Below are 22502 nucleotides of genomic sequence, written 5' to 3' on the forward strand. Positions count from 1 at the left end.
TTGATCGTCGTTATTGATATGCCCGTAATTCGAGCACAATCATAAACCATTCTGGGTGGTTTAGCGACGCAACAACACGTAAATTGCACCGGTTCCGCCGTCAACCGGACGGGCGGAATGAAACGCGAGAATGCGTTCGTGTTGGCGTAACCAGTTATTGATTTTGGTTTTGATAACCGGGCCTTTGTAAGCCGAACGGTTGCCTTTGCCGTGAATAATGCGTACACATTCGCCCTGACCGGGGTGGGCATCGTGCAGGAATTTCAGCAATTGTTGTTTGGCATCGCGGGCATTGAGACCGTGTAAGTCGAGTTCGCTGGCAATGCGGTAATGCCCGGAACGCAATTTGCGCACAATGCGGTTTTGCAGCCCCGGCAGGTAATAACTGAGCATATCGCCGGGTTGAATTTCAATCGGATCGTAAGCATCCGAGAGCATATCGCGCAGCACCTGACGTTCGTCTTCCAAGGTCTTCATGGGTATAGCGGGCGGTTTTACGCTATGATGTACCACATGATGCTTGACCCGCAGTGGCTTCACATCGTGCATGGATTCTCGGAATAAGGAAAACTCTTCAGTACTCATGAATATACTGCTCAGTAACGATGATGGTGTTAACGCTCCCGGTATTAACCGTCTGCGTGAGGCACTAATAACAGTCAGCGATGTTATCACAGTTGCGCCCGATCAGGATTGCAGCGGGGCGAGTAATTCGCTGACCTTACGTAATCCCTTACGCTTGACGCAACACGCGGAACACGTTTACAGCGTGAATGGCACACCGACCGATTGCGTCCACCTTGGTTTGGGATTGTACGCGCATGACCCCGATATGGTGATTTCCGGTATCAATGCCGGGGCTAATATGGGGGATGATGTGTTGTATTCCGGCACGGTTGCCGCCGCAATGGAAGGTCGATTTCTGGGCTATCCGGCGTTGGCGGTGTCGTTGGCAGCCGTGGGGCGTGGCGCAGTGTCGCATTTTGATACGGCGGCGAAAGTGGTGTTGCAGTTGTTGCCGCAGGTAAAGGCTTACCCCGATAGCAGCCAGATGATCCTCAATATCAATGTGCCGGATGTGCCGTGGGAACAGCTACGCGGTTTCTGTGTGACACGCTTGGGCAATCGTCACCGTTCTGAGCCGGTGATTCGGGCGCACGATCCACGCGGGCGTGACATTTTCTGGATAGGCCCACCGGGGGATGCGGCTGACGCAGGCGAGGGTACGGATTTTCACGCGGTGCAAGCCGGTTATGTGTCGATTACCCCGCTTCATGCGGATTTGACGCGCCACAGTGCTTTGGCAGCAACTACCCGCTGGTTGGAGGCTTGCCATGTTGCCACGTAAATTGGATGTGCAAGGCATTGGCATGACCTCGCAGCGCACCCGTAACCGTTTGGTCGAGCGTTTGCGTGAAAAAGGCATCCGCAATGAGGCGGTGTTACAGGTGATCAGCAAAACCCCGCGCCATTTGCTGGTGGATGAGGCACTCGCCAGCCGTGCGTATGAAGATACGGCGTTACCTATCGGGCATGGGCAAACCATTTCCCAGCCTTATATCGTGGCACGAATGACCGAGCTGCTGTTGGCAGGTGAAAATCCACCCCGCAAAGTGTTGGAAGTTGGCACAGGTTCTGGCTATCAAGCAGCGGTGCTTGCGCCACTAGTTGACAAGGTGTTCACGGTGGAACGTATCGAGCCGCTGTACCGTGCTACCCGTGAAATTTTGCAAGCATTGGATTATCGCAACATCCGCACCTACCTGAGTGATGGCAGTTGGGGCTTGGCAAGCGAGGCACCTTTTGATGCTATTATTGCCACCGCAGCACCTGAGGAAGTTCCCCCGGCTTTACTGGAGCAGCTTGCTATTGGCGCTAAGCTCATCATACCCGTGGGCAAGCAGGGTGGTCTGCAATGGCTACAGGTCATTACGCGGATGGATGATGGTACTTATACAACCGTAGACCATGAGGCTGTACAGTTTGTGCCCATGATCAAGTAAAATCCGGCAATAAATACGAACGTTATTTGAATATTGAGACGTTTTTTCCTAAATTTGGTATATATTCCAAAGTTATTCAAGAATTATGTGAGTGTCTTCACATCCCTGAACCCCAATAACATTAAGGTGTAAGAATCATGGATAGAAAAATCAAAGTGGCAGCCGCTACTTCTCTGCTGGCATTAACGGCAGCAGCCTGCGCCCCTAACCCGTATTATACCGGTACGGGATACAACAACTACGGGACCAATACCACCACCAATCGCGGTGCGGTAAACCGTAACGCGGTATCGCATACGCATTGTGGGCGCACACATTCCCACGTGCTTCCCGCAGAGGGGCTGGCACATCATCATGGTGATGGCTGTGTAGCGGGTAGCGGTGGTGCTGCTACTACTACAACGACAACCACGCCAAATTATAACTATGGTTATACGGCTCCTCCGGTAACAACGCCTGTGCCTCAGCAACCTGCAATCAACTATGGCTATACCGCTCCAGCCACCACACCTTACTACGATTACAGTGCGAATAGCGGTGGTGGTAGCAGTAGCTATTACGATTACGCGGCACCCAAAGCGCCGACAGCACCTGCCAATACTTACCGTGCTCCACCAGCCAAGGCACCAACCACTACTACCACCAATAACAGCGGTGAATATGTGGTGCAAAAAGGTGATACCGTCTTCCAGGTCATGCGCAATACCGGGATATATTGGAAAGACATTATTCGTTTGAATAATTTGCAAGCCCCTGATTACCCTATTAATCCGGGACAGCGCTTGCGGCTCAAATAAGCCGACTCATGAAAGTAAAAAGCCCGCCGTAGTCGCGGGCTTTTTACTATTTGTTAAGCAAGAAAAAACGTGAATGCGGCGTGGTTTGTTTCCTAGCAGAAATCGGTTAAGCAATCACTTTTGTCTTTAGCGATACTGGTTTTTGCCTTATCCGCACTCAAGTAGTTTTGCAGCATGGCGGAAGTGATCGCCCCCATGTGTGTGTCAACGATTTCACCTTCTGGGTTAACGATGAATGTGGTAGGCACACCGTAGACTAAACCTAGTGCAAACATGGTGCTGTCTTGGGTGGGAATGACAGGGTAGGCAATCTTTTTCTGATCCATGAACTGCTTGAGTTCATCGGTTGGGGTTTCACCTGCTTCCATACCCAAAACGACTGCTTTGTCTTTGAAGCGTTTCGCCACGCTATTCAGGGCAGGGATTTCGGCAACACATGGACCACAAAAGGTTGCCCAGTAATTCACAATGACCCACTTACCTTTGTATTCGGAGAATTGGTGAGCTTTGCCATCAATGTCTTTAAAACTGAAATTCTGTACTTTTTGTGTTTCAGACGCGACTGCCGTGGCAGATACTAAAAAAAGTGTAACTAGGGCAATAGCCCGCTTAATCAATTTCATGTTGAACCCTCAACTTTTTCAATACTTAACACACTCTACGATAAGCCACTATCCGACTATCACTTTTGTTCTGTGGTCTTAGGGTTAACCCCTATAGTAGTCTGCCATCACGGAAATTTCCGGTTAAATTTCTCGATTGGCTTCGTTAACTAGGTTAATGAATCTATCTTTTAAAATGTAAGTTAAGCTGTTTCTAATTTATCGGAAGCACATAAGGCTATTCTGATACGTTTTTTGATGCAAGTTGTATTTGTACGACAAAATGCGGACTGTCATGTTGATAAATGTCAACATGACAGTGGCAATGATCAGCTAATGCTTTATTTTTATAGGCTTAGCTACTTGATTAGTTTGTTGTATCGGCGCACAGCAACAGCGCCTAACAGTAGACTTAACAATATTTGTGCCCACTCTGTTAGGGTTGGAACGGCAACGGTTTGTTGGGGCGGTGGGGTAACGTTTGGTTTTTCCAGATAGTCTGGTACGCTATTGTTATTGGTATCGCCAAGCTCGTCTTTGGTGGGTATGCCATCGCCGTCATCGTCTTTGTCCAGTGCATCAATGATGCCGTCACCATCGGTATCCCGTGGCTTGCTGATGTCACTGCCGATTTCTTGTTTGTCCGGTACACCGTCACCATCAGTATCAGGATTTTTAGGGTCGGTTCCCAGGGTGGCTTCTTCAGCGTCGGTCAGACCGTCACCATCAGTGTCTTTGGGAGGGCTGTCCGTCGTACAGGTTGCCGGGCAGCCATAGTTACCGGCATAGCTGTCAGCATCCATTGAACCCCAGCCGAGGTTGACAATGCTATTGCCGGGGTTGGTTCCGACCGAATTATTGGGTGATTCTGGCGGCTGGTTGAAGGCATCAGTGCTGTTTTCAAGCAGGCTGACAGATCCCAGACACGCTCCCTTGTTGGCAAAGCTGAATACTTCGATTTCTTTGCCTGCCTGCCATTCTATTGCCTTGGCATTGCTAATGGCGGGAGTGAATGACAGGTAAGAAGCGTTGCTGTCTTCCTTTGGACCATCCACGCTGGAATTATTGTTCCAAGTGAGACCGGGGAATGCTGATTTTATATCACTCGGTGTGAAGGCTGCCGCATCTGCCATCAACGGTGCCTTGATAGTGACTTGCGCACTGGTCAGGGCGTTGGGTGACGGAAGACTGCCGGGGTACATGTAAACGTGGTAACGCTGGTCAGTGCTATTCCAGCCAATCCGGTAATACGCTTTGTTGGCTGCTGGGTTAGCAGGTGGCAGAGTACAGGTGTCAACCGGAGGTGCTGCTTTGATGGTCAGGGTAATGCTGGCTTCGGTGGTTTTGCCGTCGGCATCAGTGATACGGTATTTCAGCGTATCAGAACCGGTGTAACCGGTTGTTGGTGTGTAAATAATCTGATTGTCTTTGACTTCGGCAGTACCGTGGCTTGGCGCAGTGATCACTGCTAACGTGACGCCTTTACGGTCAGGAATATTGTCGTTGGCTAACACATCCAGCAAACTGCTGCTGTTTGAGGCGTCAACACTGAAGGTATCCGGTTTGGCTTCCAATATTGGTGTGGGTGCAGCAACTGTCACGGTGACAGTCGCGGTGGCGGTGGCTTTGCCGTCAGAAACGGTGTAGGTAAAGCTATCCGTGCCGCTAAAGCCTGCCTTCGGGGTGTACATGGGCTTGCCGCCTTGTAGTACAACCGTGCCATTGCTGCCGGGTGTGACTGCCGAAACGCTCAGGGTGTCGCCATCTGCATCGCTGTCATTGGCGAGTACATCCACGATAACCGAACTACTCGCCGTGGTGGTTGCCTTGTCCGCAACGGCGTTAGGTGCTTTATTGGTGGGTACGACTACAGCGCCGCAATTGGCTGCTTCGCCATAGTTGCCAGAATAGTCATTGTCATCGGTAGCACCCCAACCGGCATTGGCAAATTGGTTGCCGGGGTTGGTGCCAGCGGAATTGTTAGGGGCTTCCGGTGGTTGGTTGAAAGGGTCGGTGTCGTTGTTCATCAAGGCAACACTGCCGAGGCAAGGACCGGTATTTTTAAAGCTAAACGCTTCCTGTTCTACCCCGGTTTTGAAGGCGAACGCCCGCACATCAATAGGGGTGAAATTGAACGAGAGGTAATCAACGGCTTTGTCTTCAGTCGGCGCGTAGACTTCCGAACTGAGTGCCCAGTTTGTGCCGGATTTGGTCTTAATATCAGACACTGTAAATTTTTGGTCGCCTTTGGCATGGGGAACCCGCAACGTCACTTGCGCCGTCATGCTTAAGTCTTTATCAGGTGTCGAGGTGGGGCGCACGTACACACGGTAACGACTCTCCACGGAATCCCATGCCACCCGGTATTCAACACTGCCCGGTACGCCTGCAAATGCCGTATGCGCAGCCGGTAGCAATACCAGCAATGCCAACCCCTTGGAAACTGCTTGTTTGATCGATTTTTTCATGATTACCGACTCTCTTATTTTGTTTTTGGATTTTAACGCTTGTTGGTATCAGGGCAGTTGTTGCCTGATGATGTAGTTTGCACTGGCAGTGCTGTTGATCGGGTGCAGCAGGACATTACCCAGCACCAAATCAACGTCGTTGGATGGCCCTGCAAAAATGCTCAAGCCATCCATATTGGTATCAGTCGCTTCATAACCGTTTCGTTTATAATTGGTGGTGTAAGCACTATTACCTGTCGCTAACAATACACTGCTTAATACGGTACCTGAATCATTCGTCGGGCCTTGAGCAATGATCCGTTCGTCACTGCTGGTATTGCCAGCCCATAACAACGCCACCCCAGCGGCGATGACACGGGCGTGTTCGCCGTAGGTACTGGTGGTTGTCTTGCTGAAGTCCACGACAGTTGTCGTTGCACCGAAGTCAAGTGCTGTGGCACTCATAACCCCCAAATGGTTACGGTGTTGGGCTGACAAAAAGTAACTACCTGCTGGCAAGCCCTTTAGCTCGAACGTGTTTTCCCCCGTTTGTGCGTCTACAATATCACCATCACGCTGAACCACACCTGTCACACGCGCTTTCACGAGGGTGGGATCCGCCGCATCACGCAATTCCAGTAATACCCAATCGACCGGCGCATTATTGCCGCTGGTGGTTAAGACAGTGCTGGCAAGCGTTTGGCTGCCGCTCATGGGGGCATCTGCCACCTCATACGGCGTTGTGCCGGGAAGCTGATTTTTAGTGCGTAAGGTATCCCGCATCAATTTCGTGCTGCTATCAAAAGCGCCTTGCAGTAACAGTCGTGCCTGAAGCTTTGGCGTCGTCGGGGCGACACACGTTGCCGCACAACCGTAATTACCCGCATAGTTATTGCTATCGGCTGTACCCCAGCCCAAATTGGCAAATTGGTTGCCGGGGTTGGTGCCGGTTGAATTCGGTAATGCATTGAAAGGATCGTTGGCATTGTCCATCAGTGCGACCGAGCCAGTGCAAGCCCCGCTGTTGGCAAAGCTGAATACTTCCAGTTCCTTGCCCGCTTGCCAGGGGAATGCTTTGACGTCGCTGGGATTCATGGTGAAGGATAAATAATCAACGCTAGTGTCTTCCTTGGGGGCGTTAACCCGCGAGCTTTCTGTCCAGGTAATGCCTTTGAGTGCGGATGTAATATTGCTGACTTTGAAGCTGTCAGCGCCGCTGGCATGGGGCATTTTAAGTGTTACCTGACTGGTCAGGTTCATATTGGGCGTTGGGTTGCTGCCCGGATACATGTAAACGTGGTAACGCTGGTCATCTTTATTCCAGTCTACACGGTAATAAACATTATTCGCCAAGGGTGCGGCGGGTGTACTTAAGCATTCAACCGCGCAGCTAGCAGGTGTACCGTAGTTGCCGAGGTAGTCGTTATCAGCACTTGAACCCCAACCAGCATTGGCAAACTGATTGCTGGGGTTGGTGCTGGTGGAGTTTTGGGGATTCGTCGGCGGTTGGTTGAACGGGTCCGTGGCGTTGTCCAGTAACGCGACCGCGCCGAGACAAGGGCCTGCATTTTTAAAGCTAAAGGCTTCCTGTTCTTCACCGGCTTTGAAGGCGAATGCTTTTACATCCAACGGTGTGAAGGCAAAGGAAAGGTAATCCACACTGGGATCTTCCGGGGGGGCAACCACCTGTGACCCCAGTGACCAAGCAGTGCCGGGTTTGGATTGAATATCGGTCACGCTGAACTGGTGTTCACCAGTCCCGTGAGGAACCCGCAGCGTGACTTGCCCTGTGAGGCTTAAGTCGGGAGAGGGTGTGCTGCTAGGGCGGAGATAGACACGGTAACGCTCATGTGTGGCATCCCATGCCACCCTATACGCTACACCGCCATCACTAGCTAATACAACAGTGCTAAGTTGCATCAGTAACAGCAACGTGAGGCAGTGAATGACTGTCTGGCGCAGGTTTATAAGCATTAATGGATTCTTTATAGTGAGGTTGATGTTGTAGCCGGAGGGCGGGAAACCCGCCCTCAGACTGTTGCTCATCAAGGCAATTGCTGATTGATGATGTAGTTGGCACTGAAGGTGCTGTTACCCGGATGCAACAGGACGTTACCCAGCAGCATGTTCACGTCGTTAGACGGGCCTGCAAAGATGGTGATGCCGTCCATATTGATGTCGGTTGCTTGATAACCCGCCATACGGTAGTTAGTACTGACTGACAGGTTTTCTTTTGCCAGCAGGACATCACCCAAGATCACGCCGGTGTCGTTGGATGGGCCGTTGGCAATGGCACGAATATCCGTATTCGCGTTACCCGCCCATAACAATGCTACCGTGCCACCACTTGCCATGATCCGGGATTCTTTGCCAAAGACCGTGGTGCTTGGCTTGGTGAAGTCAATGCTTGGCACTGCGCCGCCGCTAATCGTTACCGGCGTGGCAGTCATGACCCCAAGGTGGTTACGGTGGCGTACAGAAACGTGGTAGCTGCCAGGTAACAAACCCGTCAACATCAGCGCGGTGTTGCCTGTTGCTGCATCCACAATATCGCCATCCCGTTGTACCAAGCCAGCAATGCGTGCCTTGATGGTTGCAGGTGTGGCGGCATCGCGGATTTCAACCAATACCCAGTCAACCGGTGCATTATTGCCGGTGATGGCAAATTGGCTGGCAACTGCCGCTTCTTTACCGGCGTACTTGATAGTGCCGATATTGTACGGTTGGCTCAGTGGGAGCAGACTTTTGGTACGCAATTCGTCTTGCATCAATTTGCTGGTGCTGTTGTATGCGCCTTGCAACATGGTTTTGACTTGGATTTTGACCGCATCGACACTGGTGTCGAGGTAGTCTGGAATACCATCCATGTCACTATCTAATGCATCCTTAGGATCGCCGTCTTTGTTCGGGTCGTTGCCTTCGTCTTTAGACAGGATGCCATCACCGTCATCGTCGGTATCCAAATAGTTTGGTTTGCCGTCTTTGTCGGTGTCATCATCCAGTGGTGTGCCGCCGTTGTAGTTTTCAAACTTGGTCAGTACCCCGTCGTTATCATCGTCGGTATCCAGCGCATTGGGTTTGCCGTCAGCATCGGTATCAATCGGTTTGGATGGGTCAGCACCGACTTCGGTTTTGTCGTCAATGCCGTCACCGTCGCTGTCTTTGTTCAGCGGGTTAGTGCCTGCTTTAACTTCATCACCGTCTTTGAGACCATCACCGTCACTGTCTGGGTTTTTCGGATCAGTACCGAGTTTGGCTTCGTCTTCGTTGCTTACGCCGTCACCATCCGGGTCGCCTTTAGGGCCGTCGGTTTCATTGGTGTCGAGGTAATCGGGCTTGCCGTCACCGTCGGTATCCACTGCGTCCACTGGGTTGCCGTCACCGTTCGGGTCATTTTTCTCATTTTGAGAAACTTTGCCATCACCGTCGTCGTCATTGTCCAGATAGTCGGGTTTGCCATCTTTGTCGGTGTCGTCATCAGTCGGTGTGCCGCCATTGTAGTTTTCAAACTTGGTCAGTACCCCGTCATTGTCATCGTCAGTATCCAAGGCATTCGGTTTACCATCACCGTCAGTGTCGGTCGGCTTGGAAGGGTCAGCACCGATTTCGGTTTTGTCGTCAACGCCATCGCCGTCAGTATCTGATTTTTTCGGATCAGTACCTGCTTTGGTTTCGTCTTCGTTGCTTACGCCGTCACCGTCTGGGTCGCCTTTAGGGCCGTCGGTGTTATCTTTGTCCAAGTAATCGGGCTTGCCGTCACCATCGCTGTCTTTGGCGTCGGCTGGAGAACCGTCGGTGTTCGGATCGTTGTTTTCGTCTTTGGACAGTTTGCCATCGCCGTCATCGTCGGTATCCAAGTAGTCTGGAATCTTGTCACCGTCGGTGTCGTCATCGGCTGGTGTGCCACCGTTGTAGTTTTCGTTTTTGGTCAATACGCCGTCGTTATCATCGTCGGTGTCCAGCGCGTCGATTTTACCGTCTTTGTCGGAATCAATCGGGGTGGCTGGGGTTGGGCCTACTTCGATTTTGTCGCCGATACCATCACCATCGGAGTCGGGATTTTTCGGGTCAGTCCCCGCTTTCGCTTCATCTGCATTGGTCAAGCCGTCTTTATCGGAATCGCCGAGCGGACCGTCGGTGTCGTCCTTATCCAAATAATCAGGGATTTTGTCGCCGTCGGTATCCAGTGCATCATTCGGTGCACCGTTTTTGTCCGGGTCATTGCCTTCTGCGGCAGAGAGCTTACCGTCACCGTCATCATCGTTGTCCAGATAATTCGGTTTGCCGTCAGCATCGGTATCGTCGTTGCCAAGAATGCCATCTGCATTAAGGTCTTCGTTTTTGGTTAGGATGCCATCGCCGTCATCGTCAGCATCTTGGAAGTCAGGTTTGCCATCTTTATCCAAATCTTGCTTAGCAACAGGCTTACCACTGTTGTCAGGGTCGAAAGCATCATCCAGACCGTCCTTATCGGTGTCTTTGCCAGTTGGGGTAACATCGGCTTTGCCGTCACCGTTGGCGTCGTTACCTTCAATGCTGTCTGGAACGCCGTCATTGTCGCTATCAAGATCGCGGCTATCGGGGGTGCCATCGCCGTCGGTGTCGGTTACGCCATTGCCTTCGTCAGTGTCCAGAATGCCGTCGTTGTCGTCGTCAATGTCATCTGCGTCTTTAATGCCATCTTTGTCAGTGTCGGGACGGCTATCCTCGTTATCCAAGTAGTCTGGAGTTTTGTCACCGTCAGTGTCTTTGGCATCGGCTGGTGAGCCATCACCATTCGGGTCATTGTTTTCGTTTTTAGAAAGAATGCCATCATTGTCGTCATCGACATCCAAGTAATCGGGAATTTTATCGCCGTCGGTATCATCATCCGCTGGTGAACCGCCGTTATAGTTTTCAAACTTGGTCATCACACCATCATTGTCATCGTCTGGGTCGTTGGCATTGATAATACCGTCGCCATCGGTGTCAGTGGTAACGCCGCCGGGCGCTTCTGTGCCATCAGGGATGCCGTCACCGTCGGAGTCGGGATTCAGTGGGTTAGTGCCGATGGCTTTTTCCACACCGTCTTTTAATCCATCGCCGTCACTGTCTAAACTGTCGCTACAATCCGCAGCCGGACCGTAATTACCCAGATAGTTGTTTTCGTCGGAGCTACCCCAGCCTAAGTTGGTGAACTGGTTGCCGGGGTTAGTGCCTGCGGAGTTGTTGCCGCCGCTTAACAGCGGTTTATTGAACGGGTCATTCTGGTTGTCGATTAAGGCGACAGGCCCTAAACAGGCACCACTATTAGCAAAGTTGAAGACTTCTTTTTCTTCACCTGCTTTCCATTGGAAGGCATCAGACTTGACCATGTTCAAGCTGAACGACACATAGTCTACGGAAGTGTCTTCATCCGGTGCGTTGACCCGTGAGTCGTTTGACCAAATGGTATTGGTTACGGTGATTACAGGGTCATCAACCGTAAAAGCACTGGCACCGGTAGCGTGCGGAACACGAATGGTGAATTGCCCCGTCATGCTCATGTCTTTAGGCGACGGTGTCGCGTTAGGTTTCATGAAAACATGGTAGCGGTCATCTTTGGTATCCCAACGGATACTGTATTCCAAGGTTTGCGCCGCCCATGCACTATTACCCGCGAGTAACAGGACAGAAGCGCTTAAACCAAGGTATTTGCGAAGTGTTGCAGAATGCATGATTGGACTCTCTCGCTAATTTTTATAATGGTTAACCGAGTATTGCGGAATGCAATGGCTGTATTATTTTTTACAGCTAATTGCGTCGCCTTCATTGCCAGCGTAATGGTTTTCGCTGACAGCACCCCAGCCTAAATTAGTAAACTGGTTGCCTGGGTTGGTATTGGCAGAGTTTGGCGCGGCGTTGAAGGCATCGTCTTTCGCCATCAGGGAAACGCCATCGACACAACCGCCTTCATTCTGGAAGCTGAACACGACTTGTTCTTTGCCCGCTTCCCAGTTGTAGTTGCGGGCGCTCGCGCCTTGCAAACCCACGAAAGAGAAGGATATGTAGTCGCTTTTTGCATCTTCTTTGGGCGCATCCACACGGGAAGCTTCTACCCAATTGGAACCTTCTACTGCGCTGTTCAAACCTGTCACCTTAAAGCTACTGTCATGCGGAACCTTGATGGTGACTTGCCCAGTCAAGCTGATGTCGGGTTTTGGGGTGACAGACGGCTTCATCATGACTTGGTAGGTTTTGCCGTCTTCCGCCAGTGCCAGTTTGTAAGTGAGGATGTCAGTTGGTGCGGCTTCTGTTTTAGCGGCATCGGCTGCCATGAGACTACCGGTGGTCAGTGCGATAGCCAGTGCGCTGCTCAATGCAAATGCATGACGTAAGGATTTGTTAGTTTTCATTCATTGTCTCCTGTTGATTTAGCCCATTGTTATGGTTCACTAATAATAAATGTTTTTAGATGCAAATTGGTTTTTTACTGATAAGTGGCGAGGCATGATAGTGGTCATAACCTCGCCATTTTCAGTGGGTTAGTCGTCGGTATCCTCATCTTCACTTTTGGGCATCCTGCCCGGTGCGACATAGTTTGCGGCTGAGGTTGCATTGCTGGGGTGAAGTAACACGTTTCCAATCAATAAGTTAATATCATTGCCGGGGCCGGTGTACAGGGTAATGCCATCCATATTCAAATCCGAACTGTAGTAACCGGGGAGGCGGAAATTGCTATTCACCTTCTTGTTGCTGTGGTGCATCAAGACCGTGCCTAACACCACGTTGGTGTCATTGCCGGGACCATTAGCGATCAGGCTATTGTTGTTATTGGCTTCACCTGCCCATAACAATGCGACTTCACCCGTTTCCAAGCGGGCATGTTCACCTTTGACCGCAAAGCTTGGCAGGGTGAAATCCGTTGCGGTTAGGGTGGGTGACAATAAGATCGGATCTTTGGTCATTACCCCTAAATGGTTGCGGTGGCGCAGACTCACGTAATAGTTGCCTTCCGGCACATTCGGGATGCGCAGGTGGGCTTCATTCGTCAACGGGTCAGCGACATCACCATCACGTTGCAAGAGTGCGGCTTTGGCAATGCTGCGGGCGCGTGGATTGCTGGATGAGCGCAATTCCACCAATACCCAGTCGACAATCGCGTTATCACCGGTGATAGCCAGTACTGCTGGCGTCGTCACGTCTTTATTACGGTACTTGAACGCCGTCATGCGATCACTGAACGGCTGTGCCAACGGGATCAAGCCTTGTTCGCGTAAATCGTCACGCATCAAACCGGTTTTACTGTCGTAAGCGCCTTGTAAGAAGCCGCGCACGTGCAGCACCACGGTGGGTACTTCGTTGTTATCCAGGTAATCGGGAATACCATCCGCATCCATGTCGTAAGCGTCCAGCGGGTTGCCGTCCTTGTTCTTGTCTGGCTTTTCATCTTTGGTCAGCTTTTTATCGCCGTCATCGTCAGTGTCCAGATAATTAGGCTTGCCGTCACCATCGGTGTCGAGCGCATCGGCTGGGTTGCCATCGCCATTGGCATCCGGTTTTTCATATTTGGTAAGGATGCCGTCACCATCATCGTCGGTATCCAGCCAGTCGGGTTTGCCATCTTTATCGGTATCCTTCGGTACACCTGCGTTCTTTTCGTAGGAGTCGAGCAGCCCATCGCCGTCATTGTCTTCATCCACGTCAACCACATTGATGATCACATCCTGCGTGGTGCAAGCACTTTCAGAATCACACGCCTGCACTTGCAGCACATGGGCGTTGTCCTTGTTGGCATCGGCTGGTTTTTCATAGTCCGGTGCGGACTTGAAGGTGATGATGCCGGTCTTGCTGTCGAGGTTGAACAAGGCTACGTCCGCCCCGCCGCTGAAGCTGTAGGTGATGCCGCTGGATTCGTTGTCCTTGTCGTCGGTGGTCTGCACATCCAGTGCCGTGCCTGTGCCATTTTCGCTGAAAGTGACGGCTGCGGGGGATGAGAATACCGGTGGCATGTTGGGGATGCGCCAGTTCACTTCCGCGCCCAGTTTCGGGTAAGCCGCCAGCACGTTGGTAATGCCAGCATGGGCTGGGCCAAACTTGGCATCATCGGTATCTACGGCGTCATCCAGCCCGTCTTTGTCGGTATCTGTACCCGCTAGGGTGAGACCAGCTTCCTTGGTGTCGTTTTCTCCCGCTCCGTCGCTGTTGGTATCGAGGTAATCGGGGTTATCCGTACTTTCTGTATTGACCGGAACCAGTCCTGCGCCGTAGGCATCATCCATGCCGTTTTTGTCTGCATCTGTACCCGATGGGGCTTTGAAGGCGGCGGTGGTTTGCGCCTCAATGTTGTCGGGGATGCCGTCGCCATCGGAATCAAGGTCGAGTTGGTTGGGGATGCCATCCGCATCAGGGTCAGCCGTACCTTCGGTGGCGTTGGGAATGCCATCGCCGTCCAGATCAAGGTCGTTTTTATCACCGATACCATCGGTGTCGGTATCTTTCAGGACAGTAATGGTCATTAACTTTTTGACCATCACGCCTTCAATGTCGGTAACGGCGACTTCCACCAAATAAGTGTTATTGCCATCTTTATCCGCAGGTGTGGTGAAATTAGGACTACTTTTGAAGGTTAGAACGCCGCTTACGGGGTCAAGCGCAAACAACGCCGCATCATCACCGCCGGTAATGCTGTAAGTGAGATGATTGCCTTCACTGTTAGTGTCATCCGTGGCGGCAATATCGACGACTGGGGTATTGGTTGTTTCCACATAATCCAGTGCCGCCGCATTGGGTATGACAGGTGCAGCATTGACTAAACGCCAGTACACGTCCGTGCCATTGCCGGGGTAAGTGGCTAGCACATCAGTAATGCCAGCGTTAGCAGGGCCAAAGCCAGCGTCATTGCTATCAATCCCATCATCCAAACCGTCTTTATCGACATCCTTACCCGTTAGCGTAATACCGGCTTCAGCGGTATCGTTAGTGCCACTGTTGTCAGCGTCGGTATCTAAATAATCGGGGTTATCCGTACCATCGGTATTAACCGGGGTTAAGCCTGTGCCGTAAGTATCATCAATACCGTCTTTATTGGCATCAACGCCAGTAGGTGCGGTGAATCCTGCGGTGGTTTGCGCTTCGATGTTATCGGGAATGCCATCGCCATCGGAATCAAGATCAACATGGTTGGGAGAGCCGTCACCATCAGTGTCCGTCATGCCTTCCACACTGTCAGGAATGCCATCGTTATCCGAGTCTAGGTCAGCGCCATCCAGCACACCATCGCCATCGGTGTCTTTCACAACAGTAATGGTGATCAGTTGTTTGGTGTTTGCACCTTGTTGGTCGGCAACGTTGATTTCCACCTGATAGACGTTGTTTTTATCCGTATCTTGCGGGTCAGCAATGTTAGGAATGTCTTTAAATGCCAACTCACCGGTACTGCTCAAGGTAAACAGGTCTTTGTCCGCACCACCCGATAGGCTGTAAATCAGCCCAGTACCATCACTTTTTTCTGTATCGGTATCGTCAGTACTGTGAACATCCACAACAGCAGTGCTGGTGTCGGTGAAGACTTGGAAGGTATTGGCAGTGGAAATGACCGGCGCAGGGTTACACGCGGCTACTTCGGTCGTTACACTCAAGCCCGGTGTAATGTTAGTACGCACAGTGTTTTTCATGGCGGGGGTATCAACCGCACAAGTAACCGCCGATTTGTAACAGAACTGCGGCGGTGCGTCCGACTTAAACGTCATTGCCACTTTTGGGGCAACGCCGTCGTTCCACGCGGTTTTACCGACGGGTTTACCCACTGAACGCAGTTCCAGCACTTTGATGCTGGGTGATATATCAGAAATATTCAGGCTATCACTGCTGCCACCGATCATTTCAACGGGGCCTTTGAGTATTTCCCCAGTATCAGGGTTAACGACTTTGACTTTGAGCGAGGTAAAGTCCACGCCAGATTCCATGCTGGTATCGAAGAATTGCACCTTTTCCCACGCTAATGTTGGGTCTGTTTTGCCATCGCAGCGATATTCTTCCATTGGCACGGCAAGTTTGCCTGTCGAGCGCACACAAGGCGTTGCGCCCGTTTCAGGATCCCAAGAAATTAACTGCCCCGCATCACCAAACGAATAGACGCAAGCGCCATCGGTGTTTAGACCGTAAGGATACGCAGCCGCTCCTGCGCCAAATACCCCAGCGCTCATACTGCTGCCTGTACAAGCGGCGTTAGTTGCCCAGTCCCAGCAGCCCAAACTGTTTTCAGGGTGAAACTGTGGGAAAAACACACGGGTGTCGACATACGTTTCTGCCACTGCATTCAGACCGGGTTGTGAGCCGTGTACCGCGCTAAGGGCAACACTAACAGGATTGCTGCCATCTAAGTCATAGCAAGTGGCATTGGTTTTATAACCGGCAATACAAACACCCGTGATCTTTTCATTGGCATCCATACGGCGGAATACGTCGGTCTGTCCGGCTGGAATGGTAAGAGGATTGGTTGCCCAGTCCGCACATTTTGCATTGGTGGTGGTGTCGAAACATGCCATGACCCCGGCAGTACTCGCCACGTAAATACGCTTACCGATCGTCTGAATGTCAGAGCCAGTAGTGCTCCAGCTATTGGTATCCAGCGCATTCACGCCGACAGCAACGGGTGTGAACCCTTGGCAACGTTCCAATGCGTTTGAAGGGTCAAAACAGTCGATGTTTCCCCCTTTGGTTAACACATAGAGGCGGTTATTAATGGCTACTGGCCCTGCATAGCCGCCATCTTGTACAACCGGGCTTGCGCCACAAGCCGTATCGGTTTCTCCATCCCAACAGTAAATTTGCCCGCGTTGACCATACGTTGCATTCCCTGAGTCATCACCGATATAAAGCTTATTGCCGATATTAACGACCAGTGGTGACATGCCGGTTGGAATATTGGGGTTTTTGGGATAACCACTGCAAACCGCTTCTGTTGCAGTGTCATAGCACCATAGATTAGGGTCGGGCTGATGGTGGTTGATCCCCATGATTTTGCCATTATCCAAAATGCCGGGAGCGAAGCCGTCACCGCCACCGCTAAGGTTAACCGGGCCGGTGAGTGGCAAGGTCATGGTGCGCCCTTTACCTAAGCCGGTAGGCACGACAAACGGGTTGCTCCAAATAATGGCATTCACGCCGGTCTCTGATTGGATGCTGCTGAAACTTGCACCATTATCGTTGGAATATTGCGCTGTCCAACCCGGTGGCATTTGCAACGAACCACCGACTAGCGAATGACCTTTTTCCATGCGGTCAGTCAGAATGACGTTTTCCATAACGTTGGCGCGATTGTTGGCATGGGTAATAATCCAGTCCATTGTACTGGTGCTGCCCGCTGACGCTGTGCCGGAAACCGTGCCGGTTTTAGTGAGTGATTCCTCAGCAGAAATGGCTGGCTTCGGCAAAATACTGATTAATATTGCTAATAAAATTAGAATGGTCAATGCACGGTGACGATGCAACATTAGTAACCTGTTGAACGAAGCGGTCATGTGGGTGTTCCCTGATTGTTTCTAAGTTTCTTATTGTGAAGTGTCTAATATTTGTTAGTTATTTTATAAATAGTATTAATGATGACGTAGACATACACTGAACGGCAAGATTATGTGGATAACTGGTAAGTGAAAGTGGATGCTTATAAAAAATGGCCTGAATCTCGCGACCCAAGCCATTCGTTCCCAACGTCAACCGTTGCCAGCAGTCAAGGTTACTTCGGTATTGTTCCGCTAATGATGTAATTAGCCGCCCCCGCCCCATTGGCAGGATATTGCGCAATATTACCCAGCAACAGATTGGTGTCATTGCCGGGACCGCTGTACACACTCAAGCCATCCATATTCAAATCCGCAGCGTAGTAACCGGGCAAGCGGAAGTTGCTGCTGGCTGAGGCATTACTGGGGTGCTGCATGATCGTGCCCAACAAGGGGTTGGCATCATTGCCAGGCCCAATGCCCACGGCGTTATTGCTGAAATTGGTATCGCCCGCCCACAACAACGCCTTGCTCTGACTGCTGGCACGGGCATATTGCCCGCTCACGGCGGTCGTTGGCAGGGTGAAATCGACCAGCGCGGTAGTGGCACTCAGCGGCATTGCCGCCTGCGTCATTACCCCCAAATGGTTACGGTGGCGCAGGCTGACGTAATACGCATCTTGTGGCAATGGCACACGCAAAGTGGTGTCGTTCGTCAACGGGTTAACCACATCCCCATCCCGTTGCAACAAGCCTGTGGTACGAGCCAATACGGTTTTGGGGGTGGTTTTATCACGCAATTCCACCACCACCCAATCGACCGGCGCATCATTGCCGGTCAGTGCCAGCCGTTCCGCCGTGGTTACTTCTGCGCCTGCGTAACCCAGCAAGCTATTGGCGACATACGGCTGTGCCAGCGGCAGGAAACCCTGTCGGCGCAGATCATCGCGCATCAAACCATCAGTGCTGTTATAAGCCCCCTGCAACAAGCCGCGTACTTGCAAAGCCAGCGTCGGCACACTGCTGGTAGTGATGTTCAGGCGGGCAGTGTCATCTTCATCCGGGAAGGTGGCGCTGTTAAACGGAGTGGAATCAAAATCGTCGTGCAAAGCGTAGAGGATTTCAGCCATCGGGGTATGGCTACCCTCGGTATTCATCTGCACCGTAAAGGTAATGGATTTGCTGCTATTGGCAGACACCGTGCCTGCCTCCCACACGGCGGTGGTCGGGTTATACGCACTACCGCCGTCATGGCTGATAATGCTCATGCCCGCAGGCCACTGCAACTGGGTTTGCAGCAATTCACCGTCAACCGCCCCGGAACGGTTGTGCAAGGTGTAAGTGAGCGTCAGCGTGTCATATTGCTTAGGGGTTAGGGTGCTGGCAGTTGCCGTCAATTCCATATCCACCGGACGCGACACCGTGCTGGTCAGCCACTTGAAAAATACCCCGGAATCGAACGCTGCATCCGCCGCATCTGCCAGTGCCAGTTTGATATGGTAGGTTTCCCCCGCTGTCAGCCCTTTTATTCCAGCGGTTGTGGGCTTGCTGAAACCATCTAATTGGGTATTGGCATTGCCTGAACCATTGCCGTTGTCATTGAAAAACATGGCGTTGCTTAGGTTACAGGCGCTGCCATCCTGAAACGCGCCAGCTACCCCAGCATTGATATTATTGACGGTAATACCCTGATTGGTATTGGGCAGGAATGCGGCATTTTTCGTGCCGTCCAACCCCAGCCCTGAAACAAACAGCCCAAATGCATCGTTGAACTGGCTGCACACGAATTCGGGGTATTCTTCCGAGCCAAACACCAGCACGAAATTGACTTTATCCCCCACCGGTACAATGTCGAACTCAATGATCACCGGGTCGAAAATGGCTTGGCTGCTCAACAGGGTCAAATCCGGGTCGGCATAGCTAACACCCGTGCCGATGCTAATCGAGCCGTTGGTATTTTTACCCACCAATGCCGCAGTGGTGCCGGTACTGATAAACAAACCGCCTGGAATCCCGATGACGGGGCCTGCTCCGACCACATCCGTGCCGCCAGTGAAGGTGCCGTATTGCCCTTTTGCGCCTTTAGTAATCGTTACGTTGCTAATCGCTAAACCCGGCCCGTCCAATGCTTGCGTCATTGCGGCAATGGAGGCGCTTTGGTTCAGGGTTAATCCGGCAGCATAGGTATCCGTCAGCGGGATGCACAGTAACGCCAACCCGTACCAGAGCCGTGACCAGCTTGTCTTGATGATTGCCATAGTGGTGAACCTGCTTTTGTTATTGTTTTTACATGTGAATGAACTGAGCTTTGCGCTCACCGTCCATGATCACCTGAGCTTTGCCCTGCCAGCAAGTTTGCGCGGATAAGCGGTAAGGTGGCTTGCTCCCTCGTATTGCGGAGACAGGGCAAGAAATCTGACAATGATTTTGCGTTATACTCAACCCATGACAACGACACGATGGTATCCACTGGGGAATGTATGAAGTGTGACAATATTCTTGAGTTTTTACAGCAGGGCGAATCCATCACGGTTGAGTTTAAGGCTTCCTTTGACCGTAACAGTATTGAATCACTGGTGGCTTTCGCCAACACCCAAGGTGGGCAAGTGTTGGTGGGTGTGACGGACAAGGCAGACATTTGTGGTGTCAGCCTCGGTAAAGAAACGCTCAACGAATGGCTGGGGCAAATCAAGTCCGCGACCAGCCCCAGTATTATTCCTGACATCGAAGCCGTTGATATTGGCGGAAAGACGATAGTGTGTATCCACATTGCCGAATATCCGGTCAAGCCTGTTAATACCCGTGGGCGTTATTACAAACGGATTGCCAGTGCCAATCACCAACTCAGCCTCAATGAAATCAATGATTTGTACATGCAGTCCCTGCAACTGTCATGGGATAGCCATCCCGTCAACGATGCTTCGCTGGCAGATATTTCCATTCCCAAAATTGAGGTATTTATCGAGCAGGTCAATATCGGCGGGCGTTTCCATCTTGACCCATCCCCCTTGCACGCGCTGGAAAAACTCAAGTTTATCAGTGGCCAACAACCACGTTGGGCAGCATTGTTGTTGTTCGCCACGAACCCCATCCGCCATCACATCCACATCGGGCGTTTCAAAACGGCCAGTATGATCATTGATGACCGGCAAATTACTGACACGTTATTTGAAGCGGTGGAACAAGCCATGAAATTCATGGTATCGCATATCCCGGTCGCTTTTGCCTTTGACGGTAGTTTGCAACGCAAGGAACGCTTTGCCTACCCGTTGTCAGCGTTGCGGGAAGTATTGCTGAACGCGGTCGTACACCGTGACTACAACAACCCGTCGGACATCCAGATCAAAATTTTCGACGACAGGATTACGATCTTCAGTCCTGGCAGGTTTTACGGCTTGAGTGTTGCGGATATTCAGACTGACCATTATCCCTCCCAGTTGCGTAACAAGCTGGTTGCCGAAGCTTTTTACCTGACCCGTAATATCGAAAAATATGGCAGTGGTTTCATCCGTATCCGCGAAGCCTTGCGGGATTACCCCGAACTGGCGTTTTCCGTGCAGGAAATCGGCAACGGTGTACTCGTCAGCTTTATTCGCCACGCCGATACAACGCCCGCCAGTATCGACAAGCCTGAGGGAGTAAATGAGGGGGTAAATGAGGGAGTAACCCGACTCTACCAATACATTGCCCAACATCCCGGACAGCGGCTCCCAGAATTGTCCAAACAGTTGCATATTCCCGCCAAAACGCTGGAACGCTGGCTCAAACAACTGAAACAGACGCATCTGATCCACTTTCAGGGCGCTCCCAAAACAGGCGGTTATTACCAACAGAATAGCCCTTGACATCCTCCCCTCCCTAAAGGAAGGGGATTCCTACTGCATTCAGCCAGATAGCTGACTTACTTCGGCGAGTTCCTGCTTCATCGAGCGGCTTAATGCTTCGGCTGCGCTCAGCAACCATGCCGCATCTCCACAGGCTAACAAGCGGTGTCCCCGCTCTTTAACATTGATCGCGCCGACATGATCGGCGTGATTTTCATAGTGGCATTTCACGCATACAAATTTCGCTTGCGTTTGGCGATTATCCGCTGCTACATGATGACATTCGGGGCATTCTTGACTGGTATAGTGGGCAGGAACGGCAAACAATATGCCGCCCCTCCATGCCAGTTTGTAGTCGAGTTGCCGCCGAAATTCACCCCAACCTTGATCGAGAATGGCTTTGTTTAAGCCAGACTTTGCCGCCACGTTCTTGCCGGGGTTTTCTGCCGTACCTGCCGCTGACTTGGACATATTGCTTACCTGCAAATCTTCGATGAACACGAGCGCGTGGTTTTGGCTGATCGTGGTCGTCGCTTTGTGCAGGAAATCGCGGCGAGCGTTGGCGATTTGTGTATGCGTTTTTTGAACTTTTGCTTTCGCTTTTTTCCAGTTGTTGCTGAATTTTTGTTTATGCGCCATGCGCCGTTGATATTTGGCAAGCTTGGCTTGTTGGTTCTTAAAGCTGTTGAGCGGGGTTATGTGGCTGCCATCCGAGAAGGTGGCAAACCGGGCTATGCCAAGGTCGATGCCGATGCTTGTCGTAGCGGAGGATACGGGTTGCTCCACTTCCCGCTGGGTTTGGATGCTGACAAACCATTTGCCGCCGTTACTGGAAACCGTAACATTACGTAATTCGCCCAACACATCGCGGCTATTGCGGTAGCGTATCCATCCCAACTTGGGCAGTAAAATTCGGTTGTTGGCTTGGTCGAGCTTGATTTGTTTGGGTTGTGGGTAGCGGAAACTGTCGCCGCTGCCCTTGCGTTTGAAGCGGGGGAAATCTGAACGCTTAGCAAAAAAGTTTTGGTAGGCTTTATCGAGGTCTTTCAGCGCGTGTTGCAAGGGCTGTGCCGGAGTGTCTTTTAACCACTCAAGCCCCGCTTCCCGCTTCCATGTCGGAAGCCATGCCGCCATCGCCACGTAGTTGATATATTTCTCACCCGCCTCATGGTTGGCTTGTTGCAACGCCAATGCTTTGTTGTAGACGAAGCGGCACGAACCCGCGTAACGGCGCAGATTGCGCTGTTGTCCGCCGTCTGGCTTGAGTTCGTATTTAAAGGCTTGGAGTCGTTGCATCGTGTTAAGGATAGATTAGAATCCCTGCTTTGTGCGCTTGAATACACCGTAAATGCTGGTTTCAGCCGACA

The 22502-nt window shown here is 51.5% G+C and carries 13 protein-coding genes; 4 read left to right on the forward strand and 9 right to left on the reverse strand.

Annotated elements, in window-relative coordinates; genetic code table 11:
* Positions 1-60: 60 nt before the first annotated feature.
* Positions 61-585 (reverse strand): Smr/MutS family protein, encoded by a 525-nt coding sequence (locus L2Y54_RS07010; protein WP_236501108.1) that lies wholly within the window; start codon positions 583-585, stop codon positions 61-63.
* Between L2Y54_RS07010 and surE the strand changes: the two genes are divergently transcribed.
* The 3 genes from surE to L2Y54_RS07025 all read left to right on the forward strand — a co-directional run bounded on the left by surE (position 584) and on the right by L2Y54_RS07025 (position 2800).
* Positions 584-1348, forward strand: a complete 765-nt coding sequence (gene surE, locus L2Y54_RS07015) for a 5'/3'-nucleotidase SurE (protein WP_236501110.1) — start codon at positions 584-586, stop codon at positions 1346-1348. The two genes, L2Y54_RS07010 and surE, sit on opposite strands and share 2 nt — an antisense overlap.
* Positions 1335-2003 carry a protein-L-isoaspartate(D-aspartate) O-methyltransferase gene (locus L2Y54_RS07020; protein WP_236501112.1) on the forward strand — a complete coding sequence of 223 codons (669 nt, stop codon included), beginning with the start codon at positions 1335-1337 and terminating at the stop codon, positions 2001-2003. The genes surE and L2Y54_RS07020 overlap by 14 nt, the downstream gene beginning before the upstream one ends.
* Before the next feature lie 137 nt (positions 2004-2140).
* Positions 2141-2800, forward strand: a complete 660-nt coding sequence (locus L2Y54_RS07025) for a LysM peptidoglycan-binding domain-containing protein (protein ID WP_236501114.1) — start codon at positions 2141-2143, stop codon at positions 2798-2800.
* Between the two features lie 92 nt (positions 2801-2892).
* On the opposite strand, the gene L2Y54_RS07030 is transcribed toward L2Y54_RS07025, so the two are convergent.
* The 7 genes from L2Y54_RS07030 to L2Y54_RS07060 all read right to left on the reverse strand — a co-directional run bounded on the left by L2Y54_RS07030 (position 2893) and on the right by L2Y54_RS07060 (position 19569).
* A complete protein-coding gene (locus L2Y54_RS07030) occupies positions 2893-3423 on the reverse strand; it encodes a TlpA family protein disulfide reductase (RefSeq protein ID WP_236501116.1) in 531 nt (176 codons plus the stop codon).
* A 338-nt stretch (positions 3424-3761) separates the two neighbouring features.
* Positions 3762-5870 carry an IPTL-CTERM sorting domain-containing protein gene (locus L2Y54_RS07035; RefSeq protein ID WP_236501118.1) on the reverse strand — a complete coding sequence of 703 codons (2109 nt, stop codon included), beginning with the start codon at positions 5868-5870 and terminating at the stop codon, positions 3762-3764.
* Positions 5871-5918: 48 nt separating this feature from the next.
* Positions 5919-7823 (reverse strand): hypothetical protein, encoded by a 1905-nt coding sequence (locus L2Y54_RS07040; RefSeq protein WP_236501120.1) that lies wholly within the window; start codon positions 7821-7823, stop codon positions 5919-5921.
* Positions 7824-7894: 71 nt separating this feature from the next.
* Positions 7895-11545, reverse strand: coding sequence for a hypothetical protein (locus L2Y54_RS07045; RefSeq protein ID WP_236501121.1), 3651 nt, complete (start codon positions 11543-11545; stop codon positions 7895-7897).
* A gap of 63 nt (positions 11546-11608) precedes the next feature.
* Positions 11609-12223: a cadherin gene (locus L2Y54_RS07050; protein WP_236501122.1), complete on the reverse strand. Its 615-nt coding sequence runs from the start codon at positions 12221-12223 to the stop codon at positions 11609-11611.
* A gap of 129 nt (positions 12224-12352) precedes the next feature.
* On the reverse strand, positions 12353-17305 hold the full coding sequence (locus tag L2Y54_RS07055; RefSeq protein WP_236501123.1) for a cadherin repeat domain-containing protein: 4953 nt from the start codon (positions 17303-17305) through the stop codon (positions 12353-12355).
* Between the two features lie 242 nt (positions 17306-17547).
* Positions 17548-19569: a choice-of-anchor L domain-containing protein gene (locus L2Y54_RS07060; RefSeq protein WP_236501124.1), complete on the reverse strand. Its 2022-nt coding sequence runs from the start codon at positions 19567-19569 to the stop codon at positions 17548-17550.
* Positions 19570-19791: 222 nt separating this feature from the next.
* On the opposite strand from L2Y54_RS07060, the gene L2Y54_RS07065 reads away from it, so the two are divergent.
* Positions 19792-21156: an RNA-binding domain-containing protein gene (locus L2Y54_RS07065; RefSeq protein WP_236501125.1), complete on the forward strand. Its 1365-nt coding sequence runs from the start codon at positions 19792-19794 to the stop codon at positions 21154-21156.
* A gap of 39 nt (positions 21157-21195) precedes the next feature.
* Here the strand turns inward: L2Y54_RS07065 and L2Y54_RS07070 are convergent, their stop codons facing one another.
* Complete coding sequence (locus L2Y54_RS07070) at positions 21196-22431, reverse strand: RNA-guided endonuclease InsQ/TnpB family protein (protein ID WP_236501126.1); 1236 nt, start codon at positions 22429-22431, stop codon at positions 21196-21198.
* Positions 22432-22502 lie beyond the last annotated feature (71 nt).

Source organism: Thiothrix winogradskyi (genome assembly GCF_021650935.1).
GTDB lineage: Bacteria > Pseudomonadota > Gammaproteobacteria > Thiotrichales > Thiotrichaceae > Thiothrix > Thiothrix winogradskyi.

Bases quoted from the DNA above. Each gene is read 5' to 3' on its own strand.
- surE (WP_236501110.1), top strand. From the start codon at position 584: ATGAATATACTGCTCAGTAACGATGATGGTGTTAACGCTCCCGGTATT.
- L2Y54_RS07020 (WP_236501112.1), top strand. From the start codon at position 1,335: ATGTTGCCACGTAAATTGGATGTGCAAGGCATTGGCATGACCTCGCAG.
- L2Y54_RS07025 (WP_236501114.1), top strand. From the start codon at position 2,141: ATGGATAGAAAAATCAAAGTGGCAGCCGCTACTTCTCTGCTGGCATTA.
- L2Y54_RS07065 (WP_236501125.1), top strand. From the start codon at position 19,792: ATGAAGTGTGACAATATTCTTGAGTTTTTACAGCAGGGCGAATCCATC.
- L2Y54_RS07035 (WP_236501118.1), bottom strand. From the start codon at position 5,870: ATGAAAAAATCGATCAAACAAGCAGTTTCCAAGGGGTTGGCATTGCTG.
- L2Y54_RS07070 (WP_236501126.1), bottom strand. From the start codon at position 22,431: ATGCAACGACTCCAAGCCTTTAAATACGAACTCAAGCCAGACGGCGGA.
- L2Y54_RS07060 (WP_236501124.1), bottom strand. From the start codon at position 19,569: ATGGCAATCATCAAGACAAGCTGGTCACGGCTCTGGTACGGGTTGGCG.
- L2Y54_RS07050 (WP_236501122.1), bottom strand. From the start codon at position 12,223: ATGAAAACTAACAAATCCTTACGTCATGCATTTGCATTGAGCAGCGCA.
- L2Y54_RS07030 (WP_236501116.1), bottom strand. From the start codon at position 3,423: ATGAAATTGATTAAGCGGGCTATTGCCCTAGTTACACTTTTTTTAGTA.
- L2Y54_RS07010 (WP_236501108.1), bottom strand. From the start codon at position 585: ATGAGTACTGAAGAGTTTTCCTTATTCCGAGAATCCATGCACGATGTG.
- L2Y54_RS07055 (WP_236501123.1), bottom strand. From the start codon at position 17,305: ATGTTGCATCGTCACCGTGCATTGACCATTCTAATTTTATTAGCAATA.
- L2Y54_RS07045 (WP_236501121.1), bottom strand. From the start codon at position 11,545: ATGCATTCTGCAACACTTCGCAAATACCTTGGTTTAAGCGCTTCTGTC.
- L2Y54_RS07040 (WP_236501120.1), bottom strand. From the start codon at position 7,823: ATGCTTATAAACCTGCGCCAGACAGTCATTCACTGCCTCACGTTGCTG.